Origin of the sequence: Amycolatopsis sp. NPDC051061 (genome assembly GCF_040682935.1) — a bacterium.
GTDB lineage: Bacteria > Actinomycetota > Actinomycetes > Mycobacteriales > Pseudonocardiaceae > Amycolatopsis.
On sequence record NZ_JBFBBZ010000002.1, the window covers coordinates 140,438 to 167,433 of the forward strand.

General features: G+C 71.3%; 28 protein-coding genes and 2 riboswitches. Of the genes, 14 read left to right on the top strand and 14 right to left on the bottom strand.

What is annotated here, in order from left to right; all coding sequences use genetic code 11:
* The first annotated feature begins 27 nt into the window (after nt 1-27).
* Nucleotides 28-1,221 carry a gephyrin-like molybdotransferase Glp gene (glp, locus tag AB0N03_RS03380; RefSeq protein ID WP_364364645.1) on the top strand — a complete coding sequence of 398 codons (1,194 nt, stop codon included), beginning with the start codon at nt 28-30 and terminating at the stop codon, nt 1,219-1,221.
* Here glp and AB0N03_RS03385 read toward each other — a convergent pair.
* Both AB0N03_RS03385 and AB0N03_RS03390 read right to left on the bottom strand, forming a co-directional pair.
* Nucleotides 1,175-2,428, bottom strand: coding sequence for an MFS transporter (locus tag AB0N03_RS03385; RefSeq protein WP_364364648.1), 1,254 nt, complete (start codon nt 2,426-2,428; stop codon nt 1,175-1,177). The two genes, glp and AB0N03_RS03385, sit on opposite strands and share 47 nt — an antisense overlap.
* Nucleotides 2,425-2,985 (bottom strand): helix-turn-helix domain-containing protein, encoded by a 561-nt coding sequence (locus AB0N03_RS03390; protein ID WP_364364651.1) that lies wholly within the window; start codon nt 2,983-2,985, stop codon nt 2,425-2,427. Before AB0N03_RS03390 ends, AB0N03_RS03385 begins: the two co-directional genes overlap by 4 nt.
* 73 nt (nt 2,986-3,058) lie before the next feature.
* On the opposite strand from AB0N03_RS03390, the gene AB0N03_RS03395 reads away from it, so the two are divergent.
* Nucleotides 3,059-3,343 (top strand): GlsB/YeaQ/YmgE family stress response membrane protein, encoded by a 285-nt coding sequence (locus AB0N03_RS03395; RefSeq protein ID WP_364364654.1) that lies wholly within the window; start codon nt 3,059-3,061, stop codon nt 3,341-3,343.
* A 39-nt stretch (nt 3,344-3,382) separates the two neighbouring features.
* Here AB0N03_RS03395 and AB0N03_RS03400 read toward each other — a convergent pair whose 3' ends face one another.
* Nucleotides 3,383-3,595 carry a hypothetical protein gene (locus AB0N03_RS03400; protein ID WP_364364657.1) on the bottom strand — a complete coding sequence of 71 codons (213 nt, stop codon included), beginning with the start codon at nt 3,593-3,595 and terminating at the stop codon, nt 3,383-3,385.
* A gap of 259 nt (nt 3,596-3,854) precedes the next feature.
* Here AB0N03_RS03400 and AB0N03_RS03405 point away from each other — a divergent pair, with 259 nt between their 5' ends.
* From AB0N03_RS03405 to AB0N03_RS03415, 3 genes are all read left to right on the top strand, one after another.
* Complete coding sequence (locus AB0N03_RS03405) at nt 3,855-4,580, top strand: phosphatidylserine decarboxylase (RefSeq protein WP_364364660.1); 726 nt, start codon at nt 3,855-3,857, stop codon at nt 4,578-4,580.
* Nucleotides 4,581-4,583: 3 nt separating this feature from the next.
* A complete protein-coding gene (gene pssA, locus AB0N03_RS03410; RefSeq protein ID WP_364364663.1) occupies nt 4,584-5,534 on the top strand; it encodes a CDP-diacylglycerol--serine O-phosphatidyltransferase in 951 nt (316 codons plus the stop codon).
* Nucleotides 5,535-5,828: 294 nt separating this feature from the next.
* Complete coding sequence (locus tag AB0N03_RS03415) at nt 5,829-8,096, top strand: AAA family ATPase (protein ID WP_364364666.1); 2,268 nt, start codon at nt 5,829-5,831, stop codon at nt 8,094-8,096.
* Between the two features lie 41 nt (nt 8,097-8,137).
* Here AB0N03_RS03415 and AB0N03_RS03420 read toward each other — a convergent pair whose 3' ends face one another.
* The gene (locus AB0N03_RS03420) at nt 8,138-8,761 is read right to left on the bottom strand and encodes a LytR C-terminal domain-containing protein (protein ID WP_364364669.1); all 624 of its coding nucleotides are present in this window, start codon (nt 8,759-8,761) and stop codon (nt 8,138-8,140) included.
* Nucleotides 8,758-9,066, bottom strand: coding sequence for a DUF3263 domain-containing protein (locus AB0N03_RS03425; RefSeq protein WP_364364672.1), 309 nt, complete (start codon nt 9,064-9,066; stop codon nt 8,758-8,760). The genes AB0N03_RS03420 and AB0N03_RS03425 overlap by 4 nt, the downstream gene beginning before the upstream one ends.
* A gap of 155 nt (nt 9,067-9,221) precedes the next feature.
* On the opposite strand from AB0N03_RS03425, the gene AB0N03_RS03430 reads away from it, so the two are divergent.
* The gene (locus AB0N03_RS03430; protein WP_364364675.1) at nt 9,222-9,800 is read left to right on the top strand and encodes a peptide deformylase; all 579 of its coding nucleotides are present in this window, start codon (nt 9,222-9,224) and stop codon (nt 9,798-9,800) included.
* Between the two features lie 73 nt (nt 9,801-9,873).
* Here the strand turns inward: AB0N03_RS03430 and AB0N03_RS03435 are convergent, their stop codons facing one another.
* Nucleotides 9,874-12,039 carry a glycoside hydrolase family 15 protein gene (locus AB0N03_RS03435; RefSeq protein WP_364364678.1) on the bottom strand — a complete coding sequence of 722 codons (2,166 nt, stop codon included), beginning with the start codon at nt 12,037-12,039 and terminating at the stop codon, nt 9,874-9,876.
* A 204-nt stretch (nt 12,040-12,243) separates the two neighbouring features.
* On the opposite strand from AB0N03_RS03435, the gene AB0N03_RS03440 reads away from it, so the two are divergent.
* From AB0N03_RS03440 to thiD (AB0N03_RS03450), 3 genes are all read left to right on the top strand, one after another.
* A complete protein-coding gene (locus tag AB0N03_RS03440) occupies nt 12,244-13,155 on the top strand; it encodes a trypsin-like peptidase domain-containing protein (protein WP_364364681.1) in 912 nt (303 codons plus the stop codon).
* Between the two features lie 48 nt (nt 13,156-13,203).
* Nucleotides 13,204-13,325: riboswitch (TPP riboswitch) on the top strand.
* Entirely contained in the window at nt 13,319-14,953 is a 1,635-nt protein-coding gene (gene thiC / locus AB0N03_RS03445; protein WP_364364684.1) for a phosphomethylpyrimidine synthase ThiC, read from the top strand. It overlaps the preceding riboswitch by 7 nt.
* Nucleotides 14,950-15,747, top strand: coding sequence for a bifunctional hydroxymethylpyrimidine kinase/phosphomethylpyrimidine kinase (gene thiD, locus AB0N03_RS03450; protein WP_364364687.1), 798 nt, complete (start codon nt 14,950-14,952; stop codon nt 15,745-15,747). Before thiC ends, thiD (AB0N03_RS03450) begins: the two co-directional genes overlap by 4 nt.
* Here thiD (AB0N03_RS03450) and AB0N03_RS03455 read toward each other — a convergent pair.
* Complete coding sequence (locus tag AB0N03_RS03455; RefSeq protein ID WP_364364690.1) at nt 15,744-16,139, bottom strand: helix-turn-helix domain-containing protein; 396 nt, start codon at nt 16,137-16,139, stop codon at nt 15,744-15,746. The genes thiD (AB0N03_RS03450) and AB0N03_RS03455 overlap by 4 nt on opposite strands.
* Before the next feature lie 91 nt (nt 16,140-16,230).
* On the opposite strand from AB0N03_RS03455, the gene AB0N03_RS03460 reads away from it, so the two are divergent.
* Nucleotides 16,231-17,154 carry an NADP-dependent oxidoreductase gene (locus AB0N03_RS03460; RefSeq protein WP_364364693.1) on the top strand — a complete coding sequence of 308 codons (924 nt, stop codon included), beginning with the start codon at nt 16,231-16,233 and terminating at the stop codon, nt 17,152-17,154.
* Here AB0N03_RS03460 and AB0N03_RS03465 read toward each other — a convergent pair.
* Nucleotides 17,151-18,161 (bottom strand): phosphatidylinositol-specific phospholipase C domain-containing protein, encoded by a 1,011-nt coding sequence (locus AB0N03_RS03465; RefSeq protein WP_364364696.1) that lies wholly within the window; start codon nt 18,159-18,161, stop codon nt 17,151-17,153. The two genes, AB0N03_RS03460 and AB0N03_RS03465, sit on opposite strands and share 4 nt — an antisense overlap.
* 112 nt (nt 18,162-18,273) lie before the next feature.
* On the opposite strand from AB0N03_RS03465, the gene thiD (AB0N03_RS03470) reads away from it, so the two are divergent.
* Both thiD (AB0N03_RS03470) and AB0N03_RS03475 read left to right on the top strand, forming a co-directional pair.
* Nucleotides 18,274-19,101, top strand: a complete 828-nt coding sequence (thiD, locus tag AB0N03_RS03470) for a bifunctional hydroxymethylpyrimidine kinase/phosphomethylpyrimidine kinase (RefSeq protein ID WP_364364699.1) — start codon at nt 18,274-18,276, stop codon at nt 19,099-19,101.
* Between the two features lie 58 nt (nt 19,102-19,159).
* On the top strand, nt 19,160-19,966 hold the full coding sequence (locus AB0N03_RS03475) for an ion transporter (protein WP_364364702.1): 807 nt from the start codon (nt 19,160-19,162) through the stop codon (nt 19,964-19,966).
* Here the strand turns inward: AB0N03_RS03475 and AB0N03_RS03480 are convergent.
* The 4 genes from AB0N03_RS03480 to thiO all read right to left on the bottom strand — a co-directional run bounded on the left by AB0N03_RS03480 (nt 19,963) and on the right by thiO (nt 22,589).
* On the bottom strand, nt 19,963-20,391 hold the full coding sequence (locus AB0N03_RS03480) for a MarR family transcriptional regulator (protein ID WP_364364705.1): 429 nt from the start codon (nt 20,389-20,391) through the stop codon (nt 19,963-19,965). The genes AB0N03_RS03475 and AB0N03_RS03480 overlap by 4 nt on opposite strands.
* Before the next feature lie 161 nt (nt 20,392-20,552).
* Nucleotides 20,553-21,311 carry a thiazole synthase gene (locus AB0N03_RS03485; protein ID WP_364364708.1) on the bottom strand — a complete coding sequence of 253 codons (759 nt, stop codon included), beginning with the start codon at nt 21,309-21,311 and terminating at the stop codon, nt 20,553-20,555.
* 1 nt (nt 21,312) lies between these two features.
* Nucleotides 21,313-21,513, bottom strand: a complete 201-nt coding sequence (gene thiS / locus AB0N03_RS03490; RefSeq protein WP_364364711.1) for a sulfur carrier protein ThiS — start codon at nt 21,511-21,513, stop codon at nt 21,313-21,315.
* The gene (gene thiO / locus AB0N03_RS03495) at nt 21,513-22,589 is read right to left on the bottom strand and encodes a glycine oxidase ThiO (protein ID WP_364364714.1); all 1,077 of its coding nucleotides are present in this window, start codon (nt 22,587-22,589) and stop codon (nt 21,513-21,515) included. The genes thiS and thiO overlap by 1 nt, the downstream gene beginning before the upstream one ends.
* Nucleotides 22,584-22,689: riboswitch (TPP riboswitch) on the bottom strand. (Overlaps the previous gene by 6 nt.)
* A gap of 133 nt (nt 22,690-22,822) precedes the next feature.
* On the opposite strand from thiO, the gene thiE reads away from it, so the two are divergent.
* The gene (thiE, locus tag AB0N03_RS03500; protein ID WP_364364717.1) at nt 22,823-23,482 is read left to right on the top strand and encodes a thiamine phosphate synthase; all 660 of its coding nucleotides are present in this window, start codon (nt 22,823-22,825) and stop codon (nt 23,480-23,482) included.
* Nucleotides 23,483-23,538: 56 nt separating this feature from the next.
* Here thiE and AB0N03_RS03505 read toward each other — a convergent pair whose 3' ends face one another.
* Nucleotides 23,539-24,261 (bottom strand): hypothetical protein, encoded by a 723-nt coding sequence (locus AB0N03_RS03505; RefSeq protein ID WP_364364720.1) that lies wholly within the window; start codon nt 24,259-24,261, stop codon nt 23,539-23,541.
* Nucleotides 24,262-24,408: 147 nt separating this feature from the next.
* On the opposite strand from AB0N03_RS03505, the gene AB0N03_RS03510 reads away from it, so the two are divergent.
* Nucleotides 24,409-25,359, top strand: a complete 951-nt coding sequence (locus AB0N03_RS03510; RefSeq protein WP_364364723.1) for a threonine/serine dehydratase — start codon at nt 24,409-24,411, stop codon at nt 25,357-25,359.
* Nucleotides 25,360-25,453: 94 nt separating this feature from the next.
* Here the strand turns inward: AB0N03_RS03510 and AB0N03_RS03515 are convergent, their stop codons facing one another.
* Entirely contained in the window at nt 25,454-26,980 is a 1,527-nt protein-coding gene (locus AB0N03_RS03515) for an MFS transporter (RefSeq protein WP_364364725.1), read from the bottom strand.
* Between the last annotated feature and the right edge of the window lie 16 nt (nt 26,981-26,996).

Below are 26,996 nucleotides of genomic sequence, written 5' to 3' on the forward strand. Positions count from 1 at the left end.
CCCCCTACAGGGGTGGAGGATGGTCCGGTGATCTCCGTCGACGACTACCGCGACCGGGTTGCCGCGCTTCTCGGCACCTCCCCCGCGACCGCCCTGCCCCTCGCCGCCGCGGCCGGCCTCGTCCTGGCCGAGGACGTGCGGGCCGGCGTTTCCCTCCCGCCCTTCGACAACTCGGCGATGGACGGCTACGCGGTCCGCGCCGCCGACGTCTCGCGGACGCCGGTGACCCTGCCGGTCGCCGACGACATCCCCGCGGGCCGCGTCGACGTCGGAACGCTCGAACCGGGCACGGCGCACCGGATCATGACCGGCGCCCCGCTGCCGCCCGGCGCGGACGCCGTCGTGATGGTCGAGGACACCGACGGCGGCACCGAGACCGTCACGATCTCCGCCGCCGCCAAGGAAGGCGCGCACATCCGGCACTCCGGCGAGGACGTCCTCGAAGGCAGCGTCGCGCTGGCCGCCGGGACCGTCCTCGGCCACTCGCAGCTGGGCTTGGCGGCCGCGGTCGGGCTCGCCGAGGTGCTGGTGCACCGGCCGTTGCGAGTGGTGGTCGCCTCGACCGGCACCGAGCTGGTCGACGCGCCGGCGCCGCTGCGCCACGGCCAGATCTACGAGTCCAACAGCGTGATGCTCGCGGCGGCGCTGCGCGACCTCGGCTGCGAGGTCGACGTGGTCCGCAGCGTCGTCGACGACGTCGAGGAGTTCCGCAAGGTCATCGAGCCGAAGCTGGCCGACGCCGACCTGCTGGTCACTTCCGGTGGGGTCAGCGCGGGCGCGTACGAAGTGGTGAAGGACGCGCTGACCGGCCAGGGCGTCGAGTTCGCGAAGATCGCGATGCAGCCGGGCGGGCCGCAGGGCTGCGGGCGCTGGCACGGCGTGCCGGTGGTGACCCTGCCCGGCAACCCCGTGAGCGTCCTCGTGTCGTTCGAGGCGTTCCTGCGCCCGGCGCTGCTGACGGCGATGGGCCACACCGACGTCTCGCGACGGCGCGTGCGGGCCCGGCTGACCGAAGCCATGTCCTCGCCCGGCGGACGCCGCCAGTACCGCCGGGGCGTGTTCACGCCGTCCGATCGGGAGGTCACCGGGGTCGTCGGGCCCCGCGGCGGCCCCGGTTCGCACCTGCTGGCCGCGTTCACCCAGGCCAACTGCCTGATCGTGGTGCCGGAGGACGTCACATCGGCAGCGGATGGCGAGGAAGTGGACGTTCTGCTGCTCTGACCGGGAAGTCGCGCAGCTTCCGGTACGGCGCGAGCAGCGGGAGCGCCGCGATCAGCAGCACGGCGGCGACCCAGAGCGTCTCGCGGACGCCGATCACCTCGCCCAGCACGCCGGCGAGCACCCCGGCCAGCGGGATCGTGCCGTAGGCGACGAGGGAGGCGCTCGAGGTGATCCGGCCGAACAGCTCGGGCGGGCAGTAGCGCTGCCGGAACGTCGCGGTCAGCACGTTCGAGGCGACGACGCCCGCGCAGACGCCGAAGTCCGCGAGCACGAACAGCACCAGGCCCGCGCCCGGTCCGGCGAGCGGGCCGAGCAGCATCATCGGGGCCGCGAAGGCCTCGCAGAGCAGGAACGCCCGCGCGGCGCCGAAGCGCGCGCCGAGCCGTCCGGCCAGCGCCGCGCCGAGCACCCCGCCCGTCGCGGCCAGGGCCAGGACGAGGCCGACGAGGCCGGGCCCCGCGCCGAGCGTGCGGGACAGGAAGACGATCTGGATCGACGTGTACCCGGTGAGCGCGAGGTTCGAGGCGGCGGCGAAGGCCATCATCGACCGCAGGTACCGGTCGTGGGCGACGAACCGCAGCCCTTCGGCGATCTGGCTGCGCAACGGCGTGCGCTCGGTCGCGGCGACGGTCTCGCGCACCCGGATCGCCCGCACGCACAGCACGGAGATCCCGAAGCTGACCGCGTCCGCCAGGATCCCGCTGACCGGGCCGAACGCCTGCGCCAGCAGCCCGGCCAGGCCCGGGCCCGCGACCTGCGTCGCGGACTCGCTGCCTTGGATCTTCGCGTTGGCGCCCAGGAGCTCGTCCTGGCCCACCAGTGCCGGCAGGTACGCGCGGTAGGCGAGGCTGAAGAAGACCTTGGCGGTGCCGCCGAGCAGCGCCGCGCCCAGCAGGTACGGCATCGTCAACGCGCCGAAGGCCGCCACGACCGGGACGCTGCCGAACACCGCCATCGACACCGTGTTGCAGACCAGCATCACCGGCCGCTTCGGGAGCCGGTCGACCCACGCGCCGGCGGGCAGCCCGACCACCAGCCACGGCAGCCACGCGACCGCGGTCAGCACGCCGACTCCGAAGGTGCTCGCCTGGAGCGTGAGCACCGCGACCAGCGGCAACGCCGTGCTCGCGACCATGCTGCCGAGCATGCTCGTGGTCTCGCCGGTCCAGAGCAGCCGGAAGTCCCTGTTCCCCCAGAGCCCCTTCACGGCTTGCCCAGCGAGGCGCGCGCGACGAAGAAGACCGGGTGACGCTCGACGCCGTCACCGGGTTCGGTGCGGTTCTCGAAGTCGGCCAGCAGCAGCAGGACCCGTTCGTTCAGCTCTTCCAGCTCGGCGGCGGAGAGGCGCATCCAGGTGTCCGTGCTGAACGCCACACCCCGCCACTGCGGCGGGTAGGTGTCGCGGGTCGCGAGCCATTCGCGGGCGACCGCGTTCTGGTGGTCGAGGGTCAGCACCTCGGCGGCCTCGGCGATCGGGTCGTCGGGGAAGTCCGCGGACGCCCACCGGAGGGTCTTCACGCTCCGCTTCCACCAGCGTTCCCGCTGGTCACGCGCCAGTTCAGGCGCCACTTCGACCAGCTTGGCCGCGGCCAGCACCTTCATGTGGTGGCTGATGTTGCCCACCGCCTGGTCGGTCTTGCCCGCCAGCATCGACGCCGTGGCCGGGCCGTCCAGGTGGAGCAGTTCCATCAGCCGTCGCCGCAGCGGGTGCGAAACCGCCGCCAGCACCTTGGAATCCCGGATGTCCCGGACCTCGTCACTCATGACGCACAAGAGTAGTTGTACAATAGTTCTTGTGCAATGACTCTTGTACAACTGCTCGCGTAAGCTCCGGATCATGGGTTTCGTCGCATGGGTGATCTTCGGGGCGATCGTCGGCTGGGCCGGGAACCTCGTCGTCGGCGGCCGGGACCGGCAGCGGCAGGGTTGCCTGGTCAGCGTGCTCGTCGGCGTGGTCGGGGCGGCGCTGGGCGGGCTGGTCTACCGGCTCGCGACCGGCCAGGCGAAGACGTTCGACTTCGACTTCCCCAGCTTCGGCGTGGCCGTCCTCGGCGCCGTCGCGCTGCTGGCGATCCTGCGGCTCGTGAGCGGTCTCGGCCGTCGTCCGAGTGACCGTTCGTAACTTTTGCCGGACGAATCGTGATCGATGCCGCTCCGGCGGCTAAACTGCTTCCTCACGCGCATCGCCCGGTGGCCGGGTGCCTGCGCCGTCGGGGGGCGCAGGCACCCGGCCGCGCTTCTTCGCCGCGATGACGACATCGACGGCACGCACCGGGTCCACCAGCCGCGGCACCGGCACCTCGTCGATCTCCCGGCACCACGCGCCCAGGAGCTCGTCGAGGCGAGCTTCGGCGGGATCGCGGTGATCCTTCATCGTCCCCTCACAGGTCGGGTGGGCAGGTCGGCGGCAGCGCCCCGAACGGCGTCAACTACTCGGTGTTGTCGATGAATTCGACTTTCCGTTACCGCGATGTGGTCGTTCCCACCCGCTGCGGGGACACCCTCACGAGGGAGCCGACCAGGGGCGCGCGCCGACCCCCACCTGGGGCAGCGGTAGCGTGGTGACGCCCGTGCGCGGCCGCCGGACCCCGGCGCCGACGCCTCCTTCCGACACGAAACCAGGGGACCCGACCATGAGCGGCACCCGGCCGGAGCCCGCCGGCAACCCCGTCGCGCACGCCCTCCAGCTCGCCCGCGAGACGCTGCCGCCGATGCACCCCGCCGGTCGCCCGTTCGTGGCGGGCGGCGCGGTCGCGACGCTGGTCGCCCGCCGGTTCTCCAAGCGCCTGGGCGTCCTCGGCGCGCTCACGACCGTGGCGATGGCCGCGTTCTTCCGCGAGCCGAAGCGGGTCCCGCCGCCGCGTGACGGCGTCGCGCTCGCCTCGGCCGACGGTCTCGTGTCGCTGATCGAGGAAGCCGTCCCGCCCGCCGAGCTCGGCCTGCCGGCCGAGCCGCGGATGCGCGTGTCGGTGTTCCTCTCGGTGTTCGACGTGCACGTCCAGCGCGTGCCGGCGAACGGCGTGATCGAGCGCGTCGCCTACCGCCCGGGCAAGTTCCTCTCCGCCGACCTCGACAAGGCCAGCGACGACAACGAACGCAACTCCGTGCTGATGCGCACCGAAGACGGCCACGAGCTCGTCGTCGTGCAGATCGCCGGGCTGGTCGCGCGCCGCATCCTCTGCGAGATCCGCGAGGGCGACAAGGTCGGCGCGGCCGCGACGTACGGCATCATCCGCTTCGGCTCGCGGGTCGACCTCTACCTCCCGCCGGGCTCGCGCGTGCTGGTCGCCAAGGGCCAGCGCACGGTCGGCGGCGAGACCGTGATCGCGGAACTCCCTGCCTCGCCTGCGAAGGGCTGATCGATGGTCCGCGTGACCACCCCCGGCGTCCGGCTGCTCCCGAACGCCATCACCGTGCTCGCGCTGTGCGCGGGCCTGTCGGCCGTGCAGTTCGCGCTGACCAAGAACTTCGCGATGGCGATCGCCTCGATCGGCATCGCGGCGGTGCTCGACAGCCTGGACGGCCGGATCGCCCGCCTGCTCGACGCGACGTCGAAGATGGGCGCGGAGCTGGACTCGCTGTCCGACGGCATCTCGTTCGGCGTGGCGCCGGCGCTGGTCATCTACGTGTGGCAGACCGGCGCGGACCGGATCGGCTGGGTGGCGTCGCTGATCTTCGCCGTCTGCATGATCCTGCGGCTGGCCCGCTTCAACACGCTGCTGGACGACACCGAGCAGCCGGCGTACGCGAGCGAGTTCTTCGTCGGCGTCCCGGCGCCCGCGGGTGGCCTGCTGGCGATGCTGCCGCTGGTGGCCTGGCTGCAGTGGGGCAGCGGCTGGTGGTCGTCGCAGTGGGTCGTGTGGGCGTGGACGGTCGCCATCGCGGCCCTGCTGATCAGCCGCATCCCGACGCTCTCGCTGAAGACGGTCAAGGCACCGGCCAAGGCGATCGCGCCGCTGCTGATCGGCGTCGCGCTCCTGGCCGCGGCGATCATCCAGTTCCCGCTGGTCGCGCTGATCGCGGCGATGATCCTGTACCTGGCGCACATCCCGTACTCGGTCTACCGGCACCGCTGGCTGGCCGCGCACCCGGAGGCCTGGACGGTCCCGTCGCGCGAGCGCCGCGCGATCCGCCGGGCCTCTCCGCGCCGCCTGGGCCTGCGGCGCCCGCTGCGCCGCCGGGTCGCGGGCGCGGCGATGCGCGCGGTCAGGCTCCCCCGTACCGGCGAGACGGTCCGCACCCCCCGCGGCAGCGAAAACGGCCAAGGCCCGCGGCGCCGCTCGTGGCGCCAGATCGGCCTCCGCCGCAAGTAGCCGTGTCGACCCGCCAATCACGCGAGATGCCCCTCCAATCACGCGAGTTACGCCCCCGATCACGCGAGATCGCTCCCTGATCACGCGAGCCGACCCTCCAGGTACGCGAACCCGCCGTCCGGGTACGCGAGTTCGCCGTTCCGGTACGGCGATCACCCGTGATTAGTGGGGCATCACGCGTGTTCGGAGGGGCATCGAGCGTGATCGAAGGGTCGACACGCGTGATTGGGGGGTCGACACGGGGCAGCCGTCCGGGCGCCCCGAGGGACGCGCCGGATCGCTAGGGTGAACGGCGTGAGCCACCCGCAGATCACGCTGACCGTCCGGCACACGCCGTCCGCGCTGGACACCCGCCGCGGCGTCGTCCGGCTGCACCCCGAAGTCCTCGACGCGCTCGGCCTGCGGGCCTGGGACGCCGTGCACCTCACCGGCGCCCGGGTCAGCGCCGCCCTCGCCGCGCCCACCGACGAGGCCGACGTCCCCGGCATCGTCCTCACCGACGACGTCACCATGTCGAACCTCGGCGTCACCGAAGGCGCCGAGATCGTGGTCGCGCCCGCCGAGGTCTCCGCGGCGAAGACCGTGACCGTCGCCGGGTCGCGGCTGGCCAGCGTCTCGGTCAGCCCGCACATGCTGCGGCTCGCCCTCATCGGCAAGGTGCTCACCGTCGGCGACGCCGTTTCCCTGCTGCCGCAGGACCTCGCGCCGACGCCGGGGTCCGACCCGGCCGGCCTGCGCGGCCAGCTGTCGCGGGCGATCGGCGCGACCTGGACGAACGAGCTGCTCACCGTCACCGCGACCGAGCCGGCCGGCACCGTCGCGGTCGGACCGTCCACAGTGGTCGTCTGGCGCGACGGCGCGCGGCCGGCGCCCGAGGCCGCCGCGCCCCGGACGGCGACCGCGCTCGTCCGCACCTCCGCCGTCACCGCGGCCGAGGAGTGGATCGACGCGGAGATCGTCGAAGACGAGGTCGTGCTCGAGGAGATCGTCGAGACGGCCGTGCCGCTGGCCGACCTCATCGGCGCCGAAGCGACCGCGCGCAAGCTCGCCGAGTGGTTCGACCTGGCGTTCCACCGGCCCGAGCTGCTGGCCCGGCTGGGCGCGCCCGCGCACCTCGGCGTCCTGCTGTCCGGCCCCGAGGGCGTCGGCAAGGCGACGCTCGTCCACTCCGTCGCCACCGAATCCGACATCCGCGTGGTGCCGGTGGCCGCGCCGAACCTCGCGGTGCTGGACCCGAACGTCGCGGTCGCGCGCCTGCGCGAGGCGATCCGCGCGGCGGAGGGGCCGACGGTGCTGCTGCTCACCGACGTCGACGCGCTGCTGCCCGCGGCCACGCCGCCGCCGGTCGCGACCGTCGTGCTGGAGGAGCTGCGGACGGCGCTGCGGCGAGAGCGCTTCGCCGTCGTCGCGACGACGGCCCGTGCGGAGTCCGCCGACCCGCGGCTGCGCGCCGCCGACCTGCTGGATCGCGAGCTCAGCCTCGCGCTGCCGGACGCGAAGACGCGCCGCGAGCTGCTGAACGTCCTCCTCCGCGACGTCCCGCTCGACACGGGCATCGACTGCGGCGTCCTGGCCGAGCGGACGCCGGGGTTCGTCGCCGCCGACCTGATCGCGCTGCGCCGGGACGCGGCACTGCGGGCCGCGCTGCGCCAGCGTGAGGCCGACGAGCCGCGGATCTCCCAGCAGGACCTCCTCGACGCGCTGGCCACCGTCCGCCCGGTGTCGATGTCCACTTCGGACACCCTGGCCACCGGCGGGCTGACGCTGGACGACGTCGGGAACATGGTCGACGTCAAGCAGTCGCTCACCGAAGCGGTGCTCTGGCCGCTGCGGTACCCGGACTCGTTCGCCCGGCTCGGCGTCGAACCGCCGCGCGGCGTGCTGCTGTACGGCCCGCCCGGCGGCGGCAAGACGTTCCTGGTGCGCGCGCTGGCCGGCACCGGCGCGCTCAACGTCTTCGCGGTCAAGGGCGCCGAGCTGATGGACAAGTGGGTCGGCGAGTCCGAACGCGCGGTGCGCGAGCTGTTCCGCCGGGCCGCCGAGGCCGCGCCGTCGCTGATCTTCCTCGACGAGATCGACGCGCTGGCCCCGCGCCGCGGCCAGTCGTCGGACTCGGGCGTCGCCGACCGGGTGGTCGCCGCGCTGCTGACCGAGCTCGACGGCGTCGAGCCGATGCGCGAGGTCGTCGTGCTGGGTGCGACGAACCGGCCGGAGCTGGTCGACCCGGCGCTGCTGCGGCCGGGCCGGCTGGAGCGTCGCGTGTACGTGCCGCCGCCGGACGCCGAAGCCCGCACGGCCATCCTCGTGGCCAGCTCGAAGAACACCCCGCTGGCCTCCGATGTGGACCTCGCCCAGGTCGCGTCCACTCTGGACGGTTACTCGGCCGCCGACTGCGCGGCGCTCATCCGCGAGGCGGCGCTGACGGCGATGCGCGAGTCCCTCGAGGCCCGCGAAGTCACCGCGGCGCACCTGGACGCGGCGCGCAAGACGGTCCGCCCGAGCCTGGACCCGGCCCAGCTCGCGACCCTGGAGGCCTACGCGAAAACCCAGGCCGGAGAGTGAAGGAGCGGCCGTCACCCACGGGGGACGGCCGCTCCCACACCTCAGCTGCCCTTGTGGCCCGACTCGTATTCCTTCGTCACGATCACTATCACGCCCGGGCTCGCGCTCTCGATCCCCGGGAAGCGGGGCTCGGCCTTGATCCCGAACTCCTGCGCGAGCTGCTTGGCCGCGGCTTCCTCGTCGGTGCCCGGGCGGTAGAACGCCGTCGTCGTCGGGATGGTGCCCTGCGAGTAGTTGCTGACCTCGTTGATGGTCCAGCCGCTACCGCGGAAGTCCTCCGCCGCCCGATCCGCCAGGCCCTTGATCGTCGAGTTGTTGAACACCCGGACGGTCACCCACTTGTTGCCCGCCTGCTGGTCACCGGGCTGCCCCGGTTGGCCGGACGTCGGCCGGCCCGGTGTCGGCGAAGTCGGCGGCGGCGGTGTGGGCGACGTCGGATTCGTCGAAGTCGAGGCCGGCGGCGTCGTCGTCGGAGTCGAACCCGAGGGCGGCTGCGCCCCGGTGGACGTACCCGGCGGCGTCGTCGTGCCGCTCGGCCCGGCTTCGTTCGACCCGCCGCCGCTCAACGCGGAGATCCCGCCGATCACCGCCGCGATGATGGCCACCCCGATCAGGGCGACGCCCGCGGCCTTCATCGGCCGGGACATTCCCGAAAACACGCTCATTTCAGCTCGATCCCCAGTCGCCGGGCGCCACGCTTGCGCTGGCGGGTGGCACGCGTCTTCTGCAGCCGCCGCACCAGCATCGGGTCGGCTTCGATCGCTTCCGGCTTCTCCAGCAGCTTGTTGAGCAGCTGGTAGTAGCGCGTGGCAGACAAATCGAAGCGCTCGCGGATGGCGTTCTCCTTCGCCCCGGCGTGTCGCCACCACTGGCGCTCGAAGGCGAGGATCTCCACCTCGCGTTCGGTCAGGCCGGGCACGGGCTTCGGCGGCGACGGCTGCGGCTCAGCCATCGACTCCGCGGCGTCCATCCGAGTCCCTCTCAATCGGGCGTCATGGCGAATCAGACCTTGCTCTTCCGCGGGCGCCATTCAACCACGGAAGCGCACGCCGACGTGGGCATCCGCGTCGGCGCGTCACGGTCTGATGCAGGTCTACCAGAGGGGTCCGACTAAACTGCGTGGTCGTGACCATCCACCCCATCGTGATCGCCGGCGAACCGGTGCTGCACCAGCCGACTCGGGAGATCACCGAGTTCGACGAGAAGCTGCGCACGCTCACCGACGACATGTTCGAGACGATGTACGCCGCCGAAGGAGTCGGTCTCGCGGCCAACCAGATCGGCCTCGACCTGCGGGTGTTCGTGTACGACTGCCCGGACGACGAAGGCGTGCGGCACACGGGCCTCGTCGTGAACCCGAAGCTCGAGACGTCGGAGATCCCGGAGACCATGCCGGACCCGGACGACGACTGGGAGGGCTGCCTGTCGGCGCCCGGCGAGTCGTACCCGACGGGCCGCGCGAAGTGGGCGAAGGTGACCGGCTACGACGTCGAAGGCAACCCGATCGAGGTCGAGGGCACCGGCTACTTCGCGCGTTGCCTGCAGCACGAGACCGACCACCTCGACGGCTTCATCTACCTGGACCGCCTGGTCGGGCGCCACGCGCGTGCGGCGAAGAAGATGCTGAAGTCCAACAAGTGGGGCGTCCCGGGCAACTCGTGGCTGCCCCCGAAGACCTCCGAAGACGACGGCGCCGTCCTCTGACCCGATGTTCGTGAAGGCCACCTTGAGGAACTTGTAGTTCCTGAAGGTGGCCTTCACGGCTTTTGGCGACGCGTCAGCAGCCGAGGAAGTGGCAGCGGACGACGCGGGGCGTCTCCAACACCGAACCCGCCTTGACGTCCCAAGCCAGCCGGACGTACTGCGCGTGCGTCCAGGCCAGCGGGGTCGCCGACGTGTTCGGCGTGCCGGTCGGGAACTCCGGCCGGCCCGACGGCGGGTTCTCGTCCCACACCTGCTCCGGCATGGTCTCCGCCGAGCTGCTCACCCGGCCGAGGTCACGCAGCCGCCGCGCGGCCGACGACGGGTCGCCGAGCGTCAGCTCGTACTCCCCGCGCTCCCCGGCGAGCAGCGGCCACAGCCGCCCGAACGTCGTGCGGCTCTCGGCCGGGAACGTGTAGTCCCACGGCGAACCGTCGGCCTGCTCGCCGTAGCCGTCCTTGGTGTAGCGGTGCCAGAACTGGCCGGTCGGCGTCGTGAACGCGATCTCCTTGTCCGTGACGCGCACGCTGTTCTTGACGACCGGGTCGTCGGCGCGGTAGATGCCGAGCCGGACCAGGTCGAGGAAGCCCGCGTCGGTGACCGCGCGCTGGTCCATCGTCACGCTCGAGTTGCCGAGGTTGTACGTCGTCGGAGCGTTGGCGTTCGCGTCCTTGGTGAGCCGGACGAAGTACGGGTCCTTCGACAGCGGCCCGTTCGTGGTGATCGTCTGCTTGGGCAGGTCGGCCTTCATCTTGTCGGCCGCGGCGAGGTACCGGGCCGCGTCCGCCGGGGCGCCGCTGTGCGACGCGAGGTCCGCGGCGCAGACGAGCCCGGCGATCACCGAAGCGATGGTCGACGGGGACCAGCCGTCCTGCTCCTCCCAGCGTTCCTGCTGGGTGTACGGCGACGCCTGCCCGTTCGGGCCCTGGTACCCGATGATGAAGTCGGCGGCCTTCCGGACGCCGGGCCACAGGTCGGTCCGGCCGAGCTGCTGCGCCAGCACGATCGGGAAAGCGGTTTCGTCGAGCTGGATCGACGTCCAGTACGGCACGCCGTCGACGCGGCTGTTCTGCGGCATGTGCCCGTCGGCCTGCTGCTGGGTGCCGAACATGTAGCTCACCGCGCGGTTCGCGGCGGCCTGGTCGCCGCCGGCGGCCAGGCCGGTCGCGATCTGGTAGAGGTCACGCGGCCAGACCAGGTGGTAGGTACCGGACGGCGACCACTCCGGGTCGTTGTTCCCGAACCGCCACGGCATGCTCGGGGACGCGATGAAGGCGCCCGGGTGGTGCTTGTCCTCGCTCGCGGCGAGCGTCAGCATCGACGCCTTGTAGAGGTCGCGCTCGGCGTCGGTCTTCAGCGACGACGGCGGCTTGCTGATCCCGCGCAGGTACTGCTCCCAGCCGCGGTCGTAGGCCCGCGTGATGTCGCGGACGCCGCGGCGCTGCGACGCCTGCGCGCTGCCGAGCGCGTCGGCGGCCTTCGCGCCCATGCCGAGCGCGAGGGTGACGTGCCGGTTCCGGACGCCGTCGGCGCTCGTTTGCCCGGTCAGCACGACGTTGCCCTTCGCAGCGGTGTCGTAGGTGTTCAGCTTGAAGGTCGTCATGAGCTGCGCAGTGCCGTCGGAGTTGCCCGCGTAGCCGACGCTGGTCTTCGTGAACGCGGGCTTCGCGATCAGCGCGGCGGCGTTGGTCGCGTCCTGCGCGGTGACGGCGTTCCCCTTGCGCGCGGCCGAGTCGTCGGAGCCATCGTTGGTCAGGTCGGGGTCGGCGACCGCGTAGAGCTGGTAGGGGCGCCCGGTGAGCGACTGGAAGTCGACGTCCACCAGCACCGTCGTGGCGGCCGGGTCGGTGACGTAGGTCTTGCGCAGGCGCCAGCGGTGCTGGTCGTCGGTGATGGTTTGCTCGTAGGTCAGGCTGTCGTCGTCGGTCCGCCGCACCTGCTGCGCCTTGGCGGCACTGTCGATGTCGGCGAAGCTGCGGCCGTCCGTGACGACGAAGTTCATCGACCGGACGCTCGGCGTCGACAGGTCCGGGTAGTAGACCTCGGACAGCTGGCCGCCCTGGAGGGTGAACCAGACGTTGCTCGACCGGTTGTGAGCCGTGCCGAAGCCGGTCTTGTCCGCCGGGAGCCAGCTGGGATGGGCGCCCGGGGCGCCGGGAGCCTCTCCCTGGGCCGCCGCGATCCCCGGGATCAGTCCGGTGACCAGCAGCCCGGCGAGGGCGCCGAACATGAGTTTGCGCATATCAACCCCACAGAAAGTCACCTCTGCACCGTTACAGAAGCGCCTGGAAGTGTCTCGCCGATCCTCCACCGGCGCATGGTCCGATCCGGTGAACCACTGACCGTCACTGGTCCGGTCACGCCGCCGGTTCACCAGCAGCGAACGGACTTCCGGGCCGACCGAGCGCACACTTGTAGTACTTGCAACGGTGTAATCGAGGTGCCCATGGAAGACGCGATGGACGCGTACTCGCGCGCCGTCAGCACGGTCGCCAAGACCGTCACCCCGCACGTCGCCGGGATCCAGCTCTCGCGCGGCAGCGGCTCGGCCGTCGTCTTCGCCGACGACGGCCACCTGCTCACCAACGCCCACGTCGTCACCGACCACCGGCGCGGCGTCGCGACCTTCGCCGACGGCAGCGAGGTGCCCTTCGACGTCGTCGGCGCCGACCCGCTGTCCGATCTCGCCGTGTTGCGGGCGCGTGGCGAGACGCCGTCGGCCGCTCAGCTGGGCGACGCCGATCAGCTCGTCGTCGGGCAGCTCGTCGTGGCCATCGGGAGCCCGCTCGGCTTCTCCGGCACCGTCACCGCGGGCGTCGTCAGCGCGCTCGGGCGGGCGCTGCCGGTGCGCCACGGCCGGGCCGGGCGCGTGATCGAGGACGTCATCCAGACCGACGCCGCGCTCAACCCGGGCAACTCCGGTGGCGCGCTCGCCGACTCCGCCGGCCGGGTCGTCGGGATCAACACCGCGGTCGCCGGGTTCGGGCTCGGGCTCGCGGTGCCGATCAACGCGACGACCCGGCGGATCATCGACACGCTCGTCGTCGAAGGCCGGGTGCGGCGCGCGTACCTCGGCGTCGTCGGCGTACCCGCCCCGCTGCCCGACGACGTCGCCGGGCGCACCGGGCAAAGCGCCGGGCTACGGGTGCACGAGGTCGTCTCCGGCGGCCCCGCGGACCGGGCGGGCCTCAAGTCCGGCGACCTCGTGCTGACCGTCGGGCGCACCCGCGTCTCGGACGCCCAGGGCATCCAGCGCCAGCTGTTCGGGGAAGTGATCGGCACCGCACTGCCGATCACCGTGCTGCGCAACGGAGCCATGGTCGACGTGTACGCGACACCGGCCGAACTGGTCGGGTGAGGTGATGCGACTTGAGTATCGCGCGCCGGCGTGGCATGGTCGGTGGCACAACACCAACGCGGGAGCTCGCGCCATGGCGGGCTGAGAGGGTGACTTGCGTTTCGCAGGCGTCACCGACCGCATGAACCTGACCGGGTAATGCCGGCGTAGGGAGTGAAAGTCGTTGACTACTTTAGAAAACAAGGACGTCTCCGTCACGACCGGCCCGATCACGGGCTCGCACAAGGTCCACCACCAGACCGAATCCGGACTGCGGGTTCCCGCGCGCCGGATCGACCTCTCCAACGGCGAACACTTCGACGTCTACGACACTTCCGGTCCGTACACGGATCCGGAAGCTTCGATCGACGTCCACAGTGGACTGCATCGGCTGCGGTCCGGGTGGGCTGACGGACGCGAGCACAACACCCAGCTCGGCTGGGCCAAACAGGGCGTGATCACGCGGGAGATGGAGTACATCGCCGCCCGCGAACGGGTTTCGCCGGAGTTCGTGCGTGACGAAGTCGCCGGCGGGCGCGCGGTGATCCCGGCCAACCGGCGCCACCCCGAGTCCGAACCGATGATCATCGGCAAGAACTTCCTGGTGAAGATCAACGCCAACATGGGCAACTCGGCCGTCTGGTCCTCGGTCGAGGAGGAGGTCGACAAGATGGTGTGGGCGACCCGCTGGGGCGCCGACACGATCATGGACCTCTCCACCGGCAAGCGGATCCACGAGACGCGGGAGTGGATCATCCGCAACTCGCCGGTGCCGGTCGGCACCGTGCCGATCTACCAGGCGCTGGAAAAGGTCGACGGCGAACCGGAAAAGCTGTCGTGGGAGATCTACCGCGACACCATCATCGAGCAGTGCGAGCAGGGCGTCGACTACGTCACCGTGCACGCCGGCGTGCTGCTGCGCTACATCCCGCTGACCGCGCGGCGCGTCACCGGGATCGTCAGCCGCGGCGGGTCGATCATGGCCGCGTGGTGCCTCGCGCACCACCAGGAGTCGTTCTTGTACACGCACTTCGAGGAACTCTGCGAGATCCTGCGGCAGTACGACGTCACGTTCTCCCTCGGCGACGGCCTGCGCCCCGGCTCGATCGCCGACGCCAACGACCGCGCCCAGTTCGCCGAGCTGGAAACCCTCGGCGAGCTGACGCACATCGCGCGTTCGCACGACGTCCAGGTGATGATCGAAGGCCCCGGCCACGTGCCGATGCACAAGATCAAGGAGAACGTCGAGCTCGAGGAAAAGCTCTGCGGCGAGGCACCTTTTTACACCCTCGGTCCACTCACGACGGACATCGCGCCGGGGTACGACCACATCACGTCGGCCATCGGCGCGGCGCAGATCGGCTGGTACGGCACGGCGATGCTCTGCTACGTGACGCCCAAGGAGCACCTCGGCCTGCCGAACCGCGACGACGTCAAGACCGGCGTGATCACGTACAAGATCGCCGCGCACGCCGCGGACCTGGCCAAGGGTCACCAGTACGCGCAGGAATGGGACGACGAGCTGTCGAAGGCGCGCTTCGAGTTCCGCTGGAACGACCAGTTCAACCTCTCGCTCGACCCGGACACGGCGCGGTCGTTCCACGACGAGACGCTGCCCGTGGAAGCCGCCAAGACGGCGCACTTCTGCTCGATGTGCGGGCCGAAGTTCTGCTCGATGCGGATCACGCAGGACGTCCGCAAGTACGCCGAGGAGCACGGTCTGTCCACTGTGGAGGCCATCGAAGCCGGCATGGCCTCGAAGTCGGCGGAGTTCGCCGAGTCCGGCGGCAAGGTCTACCTGCCCGTGGTGCAACCGTGACACCGCCCACCGCCCTCACCATCGCCGGATCCGACTCCGGCGGTGGTGCGGGCATCCAGGCGGACCTGCGCACGTTCTTCGCCAACGGGGTGCACGGGCTCGTCGCGCTGACCGCGGTGACCGTGCAGAACTCGTTGGGCGTACAGGGTTTCACCGAGATCCCGGCCGACGTGGTCACCGCGCAGATCAAGGCGGTGGCGTCCGACATGGGCGTGAACGCGGCGAAGACGGGGATGCTGGCGACGGCCGAGATCATCCGCGCGGTCGCGAAGACGCTGGACGAGCTGGAGATGGACTTCCCGCTGGTGGTCGACCCGGTGGCGGCGTCGATGACGGGCCACGCGCTGCTGCGGGAGGACGCCCTGGAGGCGATCCGCACGGAGCTGTTCCCGCGCGCGACGCTGATCACGCCGAACCTGGACGAAGTCGCCCTGCTGACGGGGATTTCGGTTTCCGATGCCGCTTCCCAGCGTTCGGCGGCAGAGGCGTTGCTGGAGTTCGGGTCGCAGTGGGTACTCGTCAAGGGCGGCCACATGACGGGGACGACGGAGTGCGTGGACCTGCTCACGGACGGCAGTTCGTACGTTTCGCTGAGCGGGCCGCGGTACATCACGGAGAACACCCACGGCGGCGGCGACACGATGGCGTCGGCGATCACGTCGTCCCTGGCGAAGGGCGCTTCGGTGCCGGACGCGGTGGCGGCGGGGAAGAAGTTCATCGAGCGCTGCGTGGCGGAGGCCTACCCGCTCGGCGCGGGAATGGGCCCGGTCTCGCCGTTCTGGGTGCTGGATTAGCGGACCGGCTGCAGCTCGCGGCCGTCGTACTCCTGCCGTGACGAACGAATGCGGTCGAAGTTCGCCTGGGACCACGTGCTCAGCGCCACCAGGTGCGCCCCGACCTCCGCGCCCATCTCCGTCAGCGCGTACTCCACCGTTGGCGGCGTGGTCGGGTACACCGTGCGCGTCAGGAAGCCGTCGCGCTCCAGCTGGCGGAGGTTCTGGGTCAGCATCTTCTGGCTGATGCCGTCGACCGCCCGGCGCAGCTCGCCGAACCGGTGCGGGCCGCGGGCCAGCGCGCCCAGCACCAGCGCCGTCCACTTGTTGGCCAGCAGGTCCAGCACATCCCGGCACGGGCAGCTGCGGAGGTAGACGTCCCAGGGTCCGTCCTGCTCGCAGGTAGTTTCCATCTGGTACCTACTTTACTTCGAAGTGCCTTCTAGCGAAAAGTGCCTGCCCGCCCGAGTATAGGAGGCGACCCCGGACAGAAGGAGCGAAGAGATGCGCATCGTGACCCAGGAGACCCTCGGCGGGCCGGAGGTGCTCCGCGTCACCGAAGCACCGCGCCCCGAACCCGGGCCGACGGAGGTTTTGGTGCGGGTGCACGCGGCCGGCATCAACCCCGTCGACTGGAAGGTGCGCGCCGGCGGCGGGTTCCTCGGCGAGCCGCCGTTCACCGTCGGCTGGGACGTCGCCGGCGTCGTCGAGCAGGTCGGCTTCGGCGCGACCGGTGTCCGGGAGGGTGACGAAGTCTTCGGCATGCCGTGGTTCCCGCGTCCGGCCAACGCCTACGCGGAGTACGTCACCGCACCTTCGCGGCACTTCGTGCGCAAGCCGGCCGGCCTGTCGTTCGCCGAGGCCGCCGCGTTGCCGCTGGCCGGATTGACCGCCTGGCAGGGCCTCGTCGACGTCGGGAACGTCCAAAGCGGACAGCGCGTGTTCGTCGACGCCGCCGCGGGTGGGGTCGGCCACCTCGCCGTCCAGATCGCCAAAGCGCGCGGCGCGTACGTCATCGGCACGGCCAGCGCGGGCAAGCACGGCTTCCTGCGCGAACTCGGCGTCGACGAGCCGATCGACTACCACGACGCGAACGCGACGACGTCCGATGTGGACGTCTACTTCGGACTCGTCGGCGAGGACAGCGACCTGCGCTGGCTGCCCGCGATCAAGGAAGGTGGCCTGCTGATCGGCGTGCCCGGCGGCGTCGCGGACCGCGTGGCGCGAAAAGCGGCCGAAAGCCGAGTACGGACCGAAAGGATCCTCGTCGAGCCGGACCGCGGCGGGCTGACCGGCCTCGTCGAGCTGATCGAGGCCGGTCAGCTGAAGGTCCGCGTCGAGCAGACCTTCCCGCTGGAGGACGCCGCCAAGGCGCACGAGCTGGGTGAGTCGGGCCGGGTGTCCGGCAAACTCGTGCTGACCGTCTAGCCCCGGGCGAGCACCTGGGGCAGCACCGTCGTGAGTCCGGTCCAGTCCGACGTGATGACCGACGCGTGCTGCTTCGCCAGGTCGGCGACGCGCTGGTTGGCCTGGTCGACCGTCGGGTTGTGCGCGTCGATCGCCGGCGCGACGTTCTGGCCGTCGGTCATCACGACGTAGTAGTGGTTGGCGTCGTACCACCACGGCCCGGTCTGCGTCACCCACGCGTTCGCGTCGCCGTCGAACACGACGAACCACGGCTTGAGGTCGGCGGTGTACTTGTCCCGCGGGTCACCGCCGGCCGCGCCGTGCACGGTCGGGAAGATGTTCGCGTCACCGAGCTTGCCGGCGTTCTTGAGCCCGATCAGGTACCGCGCGTACTCGACGTCCGTCTTGAGCGTGTCGGTCGAGTTCCCCTCTTCGACCGTGCCCGGGATGATCTCGGTGATCACCCGGCCCCGCAACGCGTCCACGGACGGCCAGTTGTCCGCCTTGGCCGCGTCGTCGAGCGTGGCGTAGCTCCCGAGCAGCTCGGCCGGGCGGAACGCGACGCTGCCGAGGTGCGAGCGGAACGTCGCGTCCAGCTCGTCCGCGCCCATGCCGGTGTTGTCCGAGAAGCCCGTCTTCATTTCGAGCTTGAGCGTGATCGGCGTGTGCCCGGGGTGGGCGGCCAGCCAGATCCGGATGTCGTCGAGGCAGTACTCGAGGTTCTTGTTCTTCCCGCCGGTGTACAGCTGCGACGCCGAGGTCGCCGCGACGCAGTTGTTGCTGTTGCCCAACGGGTTCGAGTGGCTGACCTTCCACTCGTGGGTGAAGAAGTCCGGCCAGACGTCGAGCTCGATCAACGACGACCCGGCGTCGAGCGCCTGGGCCAGGTAGTCGTAGGCCGCCGGGTCGTACGTGTTGTGCACGCCGACCGTCGTGACGTGGGAGAGCTTCGGGCTGTCCGCGTTGGCAGCGGTCGCCCCCGAGAACGTGAGAGCTGCCGTGAGGAGGACCACCGAGAAGAGCTTCATCCAGGCTCCTTCGCCCCGTGAACTGGTGAGTAGCCCACACAATGTGCCACCGTGGTGGACTGTTGATGAAGCAAAAGCGGCCGATTGGCCTAGACCAGAAGTCGGGAAGACCATGACGACCAGCCCTCCCTCCGCGCTCACCATCGCGGGGTCGGACTCCGGCGGCGCCGCCGGACTGCAGGCGGACCTGCGCACCTTCCTGACCTGCGGCGTGCACGGCCTGGTCGCGGTCACCGCCGTCACCGTCCAGAACACCCTGGGCGTGCACGACCGCGCCGACCTGCCGCCGCACATCGTGGCCGGGCAGATCGAGGCCGTCGCGGCGGACATGGGCGTCGGCGCGGCCAAGACGGGCATGCTCGCGTCGGCGGAGATCATCCACGCGGTCGCGGCCGCGTGCGACAAGGCCGCGATCGGGCGTGACGAGAAGATCCCGTTCGTCGTCGACCCGGTGGCGGCGTCGATGCACGGCCACCCGCTGTTCGACGACGCCGGCCTGCACGCCCTGCGGGACGAACTGCTCCCCCGCGCGACGGTGCTGACGCCGAACCTCGACGAGGTCCGGCTGCTCACCGGGATGACCGTGAAGGACCGCGAAGGCATGCACACCGCGGCCGTGGTGCTCCAGCGGATGGGCCCGAAGTACGTCCTGGTCAAGAGCGGGCACCTGCAGTCCGACCCGGAGTGCGTGGACCTGCTGTTCGACGGCTCGACGTTCGTGGAGCTCCCCGGGCAGCGCTACGCGACGCCGCACACGCACGGCGCGGGCGACACGATGGCATCGGCGCTGACGGCGGGCCTGGCCAAGGGCATGGCGGTGGTCGAGGCGGCGCGGTACGGCAAGTGGTTCGTTTCCCACGCGGTCGAGCACGCCTACCCGATGGGCGCCAAGGTCGGACCGGTGTCGGCCTTCTGGCGGCTGGCACCCGAGGAGCGCTGAGCACCCGTCCGGCTACCATCCAGCGTTTACTGATCCTTGAACTCAGCAGGGGGCGGCCTTGACCGGACGCGAGCGGGTGGCGAAGGTCCTCGAGGACCGCCGCTTCCAGAACTTCATCATCGCCGTGATCGTGTTCAACGCGGTCACGCTCGGCATGGAGACGTCGACGTCGCTGATCGACGGCTACGGAACCCTCCTGCACGCCCTCGACCACATCGCGCTCGGCATCTTCGTCGCCGAGCTGCTCGCGAAGTTCTACGCCTACCGCGGCGCGTTCTTCCGCGACAACTGGAACGTCTTCGACCTGCTGGTCGTCGGCATCGCGGTGATCCCGGCGACCGGGCCGTTCGCCGTGCTGCGGTCGTTGCGCGTGCTGCGCGTCCTGCGGCTGATCTCGGTCGTGCCGTCGATGCGCAAGGTCGTCTCCGGCCTGCTCGCGGCGATCCCCGGCATGGCGTCGATCGCCGCGCTGCTCGGGCTGATCATCTTCGTCGCCGGCGTGATGGCGACCAAGCTGTTCGGCGTCATCTCGCCGGAGAACTTCGGCGACCTCGGCACGTCGCTGTTCACGCTGTTCCAGGTCATGACCGGCGAAGCGTGGCCCGACATCGCGAAGGAGATCATGGTCCAGGCGCCGATGGCCTGGATCTTCTTCGTCGTCTACATCCTCGTGTCGAGCTTCGCGGTGCTGAACCTCTTCATCGCCGTCGTCGTCAGCGGCATGGAGGACGAGCTGCGCCAGGACATCCGCGAGGAAGAGGCGAAGCAGGCCGAGACCCAGGCCGCCGCGAACCAGGAAATCCTCGACGAGCTGCGCGCGGTCCGCGCCGAACTCGCCGAGCTGCGGCGAGAGCAGGCCGCTTAGTCGTCCGAGAGGAGGGCCTCGAGCGCCGGGATCGCCACCGTCAGGGCTTCGCGGTGCTCGGGCGTCAAGCGGTCGAGACGCCGGTTCAGCTCCTGCACCCGGGTCGACCGGACGCCCGAGACGAGCCGCTCGCCCTCCTCGGTCGCCTTCGCCAGCCACGCCCGGCGGTCGACCGGGTCGGACTCGCGGCTGACGTACCCCGCCTCGACGAGGGACGCGATGATCCGCGACATGGTCGCCGCGGCGACGCCTTCCTTGGCCGCGAGGTCGCCGAGCCGCAGCTGGCCCGCGTGCACGAGCGTCGCGAGGGCCGAGATGGCCCCGTGACCCGGCCCCGGCACCCCGGCCTGCCGCAGTGACCGGGACAGCCTGCCGACGGCGAGGTACAACCTGCCCGAGACGTCCTGGACGGAGGTGCTGGTCACGGCTGGCTCCTTATGCCTCACGCGTGCGCGGGTGCGCCGGAAAGTGCCGTCAACCTTACGGGTTCGCCGTGCACGTTCGGCGTTAAGCCACCCCGGTGTTGTACCGGGGCTCCGCCCCAGGCCGGGGGCTCCGCCACCCGGAGCCCCCGAAGAGCAGCAGTTCACCGGGGTGGACTCGACGCCTGCGCCCAGAACCGCTGCGGCACCCGCCCCGCGCCGCGGGCCAGGTGACCGGCGACGACGGCCGACCGCATCGCCGTGGCCATCCGTTCGGGGTCGGTCGCGCGGGTGACGGCGGTGGACAGCAGGACGGCGTCACACCCGAGCTCCATCGCCAGCGTCGCGTCCGACGCCGTGCCGATTCCGGCGTCGAGGATCACCGGCACGCCCGCTCGCGAAACGATCAGCTCGATGTTGTGCGGATTCCGGATGCCGAGGCCGGTGCCGATCGGCGCGCCCAGCGGCATGACGGCGGCGCAGCCGGCCTCCTCGAGGCGCAGCGCGAGAACCGGGTCGTCGTTCGTGTAGGCGAACACGGTGAACCCGTCGGCGGCCAGCCGTTCGGCGGCGTCGAGGGTTTCGATCGGGTCCGGGAGCAGCGTCCGGTCGTCGGCGTGCACCTCGAGCTTGATCAGATCGGTACCGAGGGCCTCGCGCGCGAGCTGCGCGGTGAGCACCGCTTCGGCGGCCGTGCGGCAGCCCGCGGTGTTCGGCAGCAGCTCGATGCCGAGCCTTCTCAGGAGTTCGAGGACGCCGGAGCCGCCTTCGGCGTCGGCGCGGCGCATGGCGACGGTCGTCAGCTCGGTGCCGGACGCGACGAGCGCACGTTCGAGCACGGCGAGGTTCGCGGCGCCGCCGGTGCCGATGATCAGCCGGGACGTCAGCTTGCAGGTGCCGATGACCAGCGGTTCTTCGTCCATTTCAGCCTCCCTGGACCGCGGTGAGCACGTCGACGCCGGCACCCTTGGGCACGGCGGTGGCCGGCCAGTCGCTCCGGCGGACGACGACGCCGTCGACCGCGACAGCGATGCCGGGCCGCTGCCCGCCGGACGCGTCGAGGACGTCGGCGACGGTCGCGCCGTCCGGGAACTCCGTCCACTTCCCGTTGAGCTTGATCTCCATCACACGTGCTCCTTCTGGTGCAGGCGGGTGGGTGAGGCCGCTTCGACGCCTTCAGGCGGCTTCTCGCCCTCGAGCCAGGCGACCACGGCGTCCGCGGTCACGGGGGCCATCAACAGGCCGTTGCGGTGGTGCCCGGTGGCGGCGAAGACGCCGTCGTCCAGGACGCCGATGTACGGCAGGACGTCCCGGCTGCCGGCCCGCAGGCCCGCGGCGGTCTCGACGAGCTCGTACTCGGTGATCGCGGGGAAGACGCGCTCGGCGCCCTCGATCAGCTCCCGGACGCCCCGCGCGGTGACGGCCCGGTCGAAGCCCGCTTCGTACTGCGTCGCGCCGAGGACGAGCTCCTGGTCGCCGCGCGGGACCAAGTAGATCGGCCGGCCCTCGACGACGGCGCGCACGGTGCGCGTCGGCGGGGGCAGGCAGCCGCGGCGGGGCCGGAGCCGGAGGATTTCGCCCTTGAGCGGGCGGACGGCGTCGGCGAGCTGCGGGTGCAGCCGGCCGGTCCAGGCGCCCGCGGCGAGCACGACGGCGTCGGCGTCCGGGATCCGTTCGACGCGCTCGCGGACGAACCGGACGTCTCGCTTCTGGCAGGCCGCGTAGAGAGCGTGCAGCAGTTTCCGGTTGTCCACGGCCAGGTCGCCGGGCACGTGGAGTCCACTTCGGACGGATCCGGTGCCGGGCTCGAGCCGCTTGGTCTCCCGGCCGGTGAGGCGTTCGGCCACGCGGCCGATCGAGTGCAGGTGACCGGCAAGGATGTCGAGGTGGCCGGCGTCGGCGCTGTCGAACGCGACGACGAGCGTCCCGTGCCCGGCCAGGCCGGGGTCGACGCCTTCCTGCACGAGGTCACTCGCGAAGCCGGGCCAAAGTCTCAACGACGCTTCGCCGAGGGTGAGAACGTCTTCTTCGCCGGGCCAGGCCTCGGTGACCGGGGCGAGCATGCCGCCGGCCAGCCAGGACGCGCCGCCGCGGACGGGTTCGGGGTCGTAGAGGGTGACTTCACGGCCGGTTCGCGCCGCTCGCCACGCCGCGGACAGGCCGATCACGCCGCCGCCTACGACGGCCAAGGTGTTCGTCATGGGAATCACGCTCCCTGCGCCGGCATGACCCGGATCAGGTTCCACGGTCGGAGCGGCAGCTCCCTCTCAGCCCGTCCCTCGGGCTCCCGTGCGGACTCGTCCACCCTACTGTGCCGTTCGTTGATAATCCAACCGCAGTCACGGCCGGATGGCTTTCGCGGCAACGGCACGTACCGCTCGACGGCCGGCCTGCCTTGGGTCGGATTATCACCTTGCGGGGTACGGTCGCCGCTATGCCCGCCCTCTCCGGTGACAAGATCCGCGCCCGCCTCGACAGCGCGCGCCTGTACCTGTGCACGGACGCCCGCTCGGCCCGCGGCGACCTGGCCGCGTTCGCCGACGCGGCGTTGGCCGGCGGCGTCGACATCATCCAGCTGCGTGACAAGACGGGTGTTTTGGAAGCCGCAGCCGAGATCGCGGCGCTGGAGGTGCTGGCCGAGGCGTGCGCCCGGCACGGAGCGCTGTTGTCGGTGAACGACCGGGCGGACGTGGCGCTGGCGGTCGGCGCGGACGTGCTCCACCTGGGCCAGGACGACATCCCGGTGCCGCTGGCCCGCCGCATCCTGGGCGACGACGTGGTGATCGGGCGCTCGACGCACTCGGTTTCGCAGGCTTCGGCCGCGGCTTCGGAGCCGGGGGTGGATTACTTCTGCACGGGCCCGTGCTGGCCTACGCCCACGAAGCCGGGTCGCTCGGCGCCTGGGCTGGACCTGGTGCGTTCCGTCTCCGCTTCGGCCGTCTCGCGGCCTTGGTTCGCGATCGGCGGGATCGACGGTGCTCGGCTCCCGGAGGTGCTTTCGGCGGGCGCGTCCCGGATCGTGGTGGTCCGGGCGATCACCGAGGCCGAGGACCCCGAAGCGGCAGCCCGCGCCCTGCGCGCCCGCCTCCCCTGAAGTCCGTGAAGGCCTCCTTACCGGCCATAAGAGCCGGTAAGGAGGCCTTCACGGCTTTACGGGGTCGGGGTGGTCGCCGCGCCCTGGCTGGTTGCCGGGGCCGAGGTCGTCGGCTGCTGGGCCGTCGTGCTCGGCGTCGGGGTCGTTGTCGGCGACTCGCTCGACGTCGTCGGCGGGGTTGATGTCTCCGTGGTCGTCGACGGGGTGTTCGTCGGCGAGTCCTGGGTGTCGTTCGTGCTGGTGGTGGGCGTCGTCGAGGGCGTGGGGTCCGTGTTGCCGCCGTTGCCGAAGATCTTGCCGATGCTCGAGCCCGTGCCGCCGCCGATCTGGGTGCCCGTCGCCGACTCGAAGCCGACTATCGCCAAGATCGCCACCGCGAACGCCGCCACGCTCGTCCCGATGATCAACGGCCAGCGCAGCTTGCGCAGCCGCGACGGCTCTTCCTCGGGAGGTGACTCCGGCCGGGGCAGCTGGACCGTCGGCTGCTCGGCCAGCGCCACTTCGGAACCGGTACCGCGCCGCCGGATCCCCGACGTCGCCAGCTGACGCGCCTTCAGCGCGGCCTCGCGAGTGCGCTGCAGTGAGCGCAGGTACACCTCGCCGCCGACCGTCGTGATCACGCTCGCCACGCCCGCGCCGACGACCGTGCCCGCCACGCCGAGCGTCGAACCCAGCAGCGCCGCCGTCACCGCCGCGAGCGCCGCCGCCATCACCTGCGCGATGCGCAGGCCGGACTTTTCTTCCTTCGCTTCGGAAGCCGCTGCGTTCTCCTTGCTCATGATCCCGATCCGGTAGTAAGTCTTCTCCCCTTGTCCAACGTGTAAGGCGCGCGAAGCACTCCCCGCGTTGCCGGAGCGTGAGGAGCGCCACTCCATCTGTCCACAATAGACACTCCAGAACGAACACTTTCTTGACATACTCGGCACATGGAACTGGTGACGATCTCTGACATCGAGGCCGCGGCGAAGCGCGTCCGAGGTGTCGCCGTGCACACGCCCCTGCTGCTCCAGACGTGGGATCCCCGCGGAACCCTGTGGCTCAAACCCGAAAGCCTGCAACCGGTCGGCGCGTTCAAGGTGCGCGGCGCGTTCAACGCGATCGGCTCCCTCGACGAGCAGCAGCGCTCCCGCGGGGTCATCGCCTACTCGAGCGGCAACCACGCGCAGGCCGTCGCCTACGCCGCGCAGCAGTACGGCGTGCGCGCGGTGATCGTCGTGCCGGACGTCGCGCCGCGGATCAAGGTCGAGGCCACCCGCGCGTACGGGGCCGAGGTGATCGAGGTGCCGATCGGCGAACACGAGGGCAAAGCGCACGAACTGGCCGCCGAACGCGGGCTGACCCTCGTCCCGCCCTACGACGACGCGGCCATCATCGCCGGGCAGGGCACCGCGGGCCTCGAGATCGCCGAGGACCTCCCGGACGTCGAGGTCGTGCTGGTGCCGGTGAGCGGCGGCGGGCTGGCCTCCGGCGTCGGCACGGCGATCAAGGCGCGCTGCCCGCGAGCGAAGGTGATCGGGGTCGAGCCCGCGTTGGCCGGCGACACGACCGAGGGGCTGCGCCTGGGGCGCCAGGTCGACTGGCCGCAGGCCGACCGCGCCCGCACGATCGCCGACGGCCTGCGGGCGCAGCCGTCCGAGCTGACCTTCGCGCACTTGCGGGAGGTCGTGGACGCCATGGTCACGGTCACCGAGGACGAGATCCGCGACGCCATGCGCACGCTCGCCCGCAAGGCCCGCCTGGTCGCCGAGCCCAGCGGCGCGGTGGCGACGGCGGCGTACCTGTTCCACGCGGACGAGCTGCCGGCCGGGCGCACGGTCGCGATCGTCTCGGGCGGCAACGCCGACCCGGCGCTGTTCGCCGAGATCCTCGCGAACTAGCCGGACCCCAGCGCCCCAATGTGGCCTTGGTTGCGCTCAACGCACCCAAGGGCCCCTTCGGTGCGTTCAACGCACCGAAGGCCACATTGGGGCGCTAGGAACCGGCCACCGGGGAGCCGCCGCGGATGTGCGTCGGCGGGCCCTCGACGCCGCAGTGGTAGCACTCGCCCAGGTGCGGGCACTCATCGGAGTCCCGAGGCGCGGGTGAAGACGGCGGCTCCAGGACGCCGTTGTGGATGCCCAGCGCGATCAGCCCGCCGGCGATCGCCAGCGCGGCGCAGATGATCAGCGCCGTCCGCCAGCCGGCCGTGAGCGCCACCGGGTCGGCGTACGCCTCGCCGGTCAGGCCCGCCGCCGCGGGCAGCACCGCCACCGCCAGGAGCCCGCCGGACCGCGCGATCGCGTTGTTGACCCCGGACGCGACGCCGGCGAAGCGGTCCGGCGCCGCGGCGAGCACCGTCGCGGTCACCGGGGCCACGACCGTCGCCAGGCCGAGCCCGAACACGACGACCGCGGGCAGCACCGCGCCGAAGTAGGACGCACCGGGCGCGATGCGCAGCATCAGCAGCATCCCGATGCCGACGACGATCGGGCCGATCACCAGCTGCGCGCGCGGCCCGATGCGCTGGGCCAGCGCGCCCGAACGGCCCGACAGCAGCAGCATGATCACCGTGAGCGGCAGCCCGGCGAGACCGGACGCCGTCGGCGAGTAGTGCAGCGATACCTGCAGCTGCATGACCAGCAGCATCATCACGCCGCCGAGCGCCGCGTAGACGACGAACGTCAGCGCGTTCGAGAGCGTGAACGTGCGGTCGCGGAACAGCGACGGCGGCACCAGCGGCTCGCGCGAACGGTGCTGGACGAGGACGAACGCGGCCAGTCCCGCGATCCCCAGCAGGCCCGCGACCAGCACGATCGGATCGCCGATGCCGCGTCCCGGCGCCTCCACCAGCGCGCCGGTGACCCCGGCCAGGCCGATCGCGCCGAGCGCCGCGGCGCCGAAGTCCGGGTGCCCGGTCGCCTCCGGGTCGCGGGACTCGGGGACGAACTTGCGGGCCATCAGCACGACCGCGACCGCGATCGGGACGTTGATCAGGAACGCGAGCCGCCACGACCAGACCTGGACGAGGAAGCCGCCGAGCAGCGGTCCGGCGGCCGCCGCGATGCCGCCGAGGCCGGACCACGCGCCGATCGCGCGGGCGCGGGCGTCGTGCGCGAAGGACGACTGGAGGATCGCGAGCGACCCCGGCGTCAGCAGCGCGCCGCCGATGCCCTGCAGGATCCGCATCGCGACCAGCATCTCGGTGGACACGGCGGCGGCGCACAGCCCGGACGCGACGCCGAACCAGACGACGCCGATGAGGTACATGCGGCGCCGGCCGTACCGGTCGCCGAGCGAGCCGGCGACCAGGATGAGCGCGGCGAGCGCCAGCAGGTAGCCGTCGAGGATCCACTGGAGCCCGGCGACGGAGGCGTTCAGCTCGGTGCCGATGCGGGGCAGGGCGACGTTGACGATGGTGCCGTCGAGCATCGCCATGCCCGATCCGAGGATGGTGGTGGCGAGCACGCCGCGGGCGGCGTGCGTCCCCCATCGGATCCCGGTGTCATCGGTGGCAGTCACCCCGCCACTTCACAGT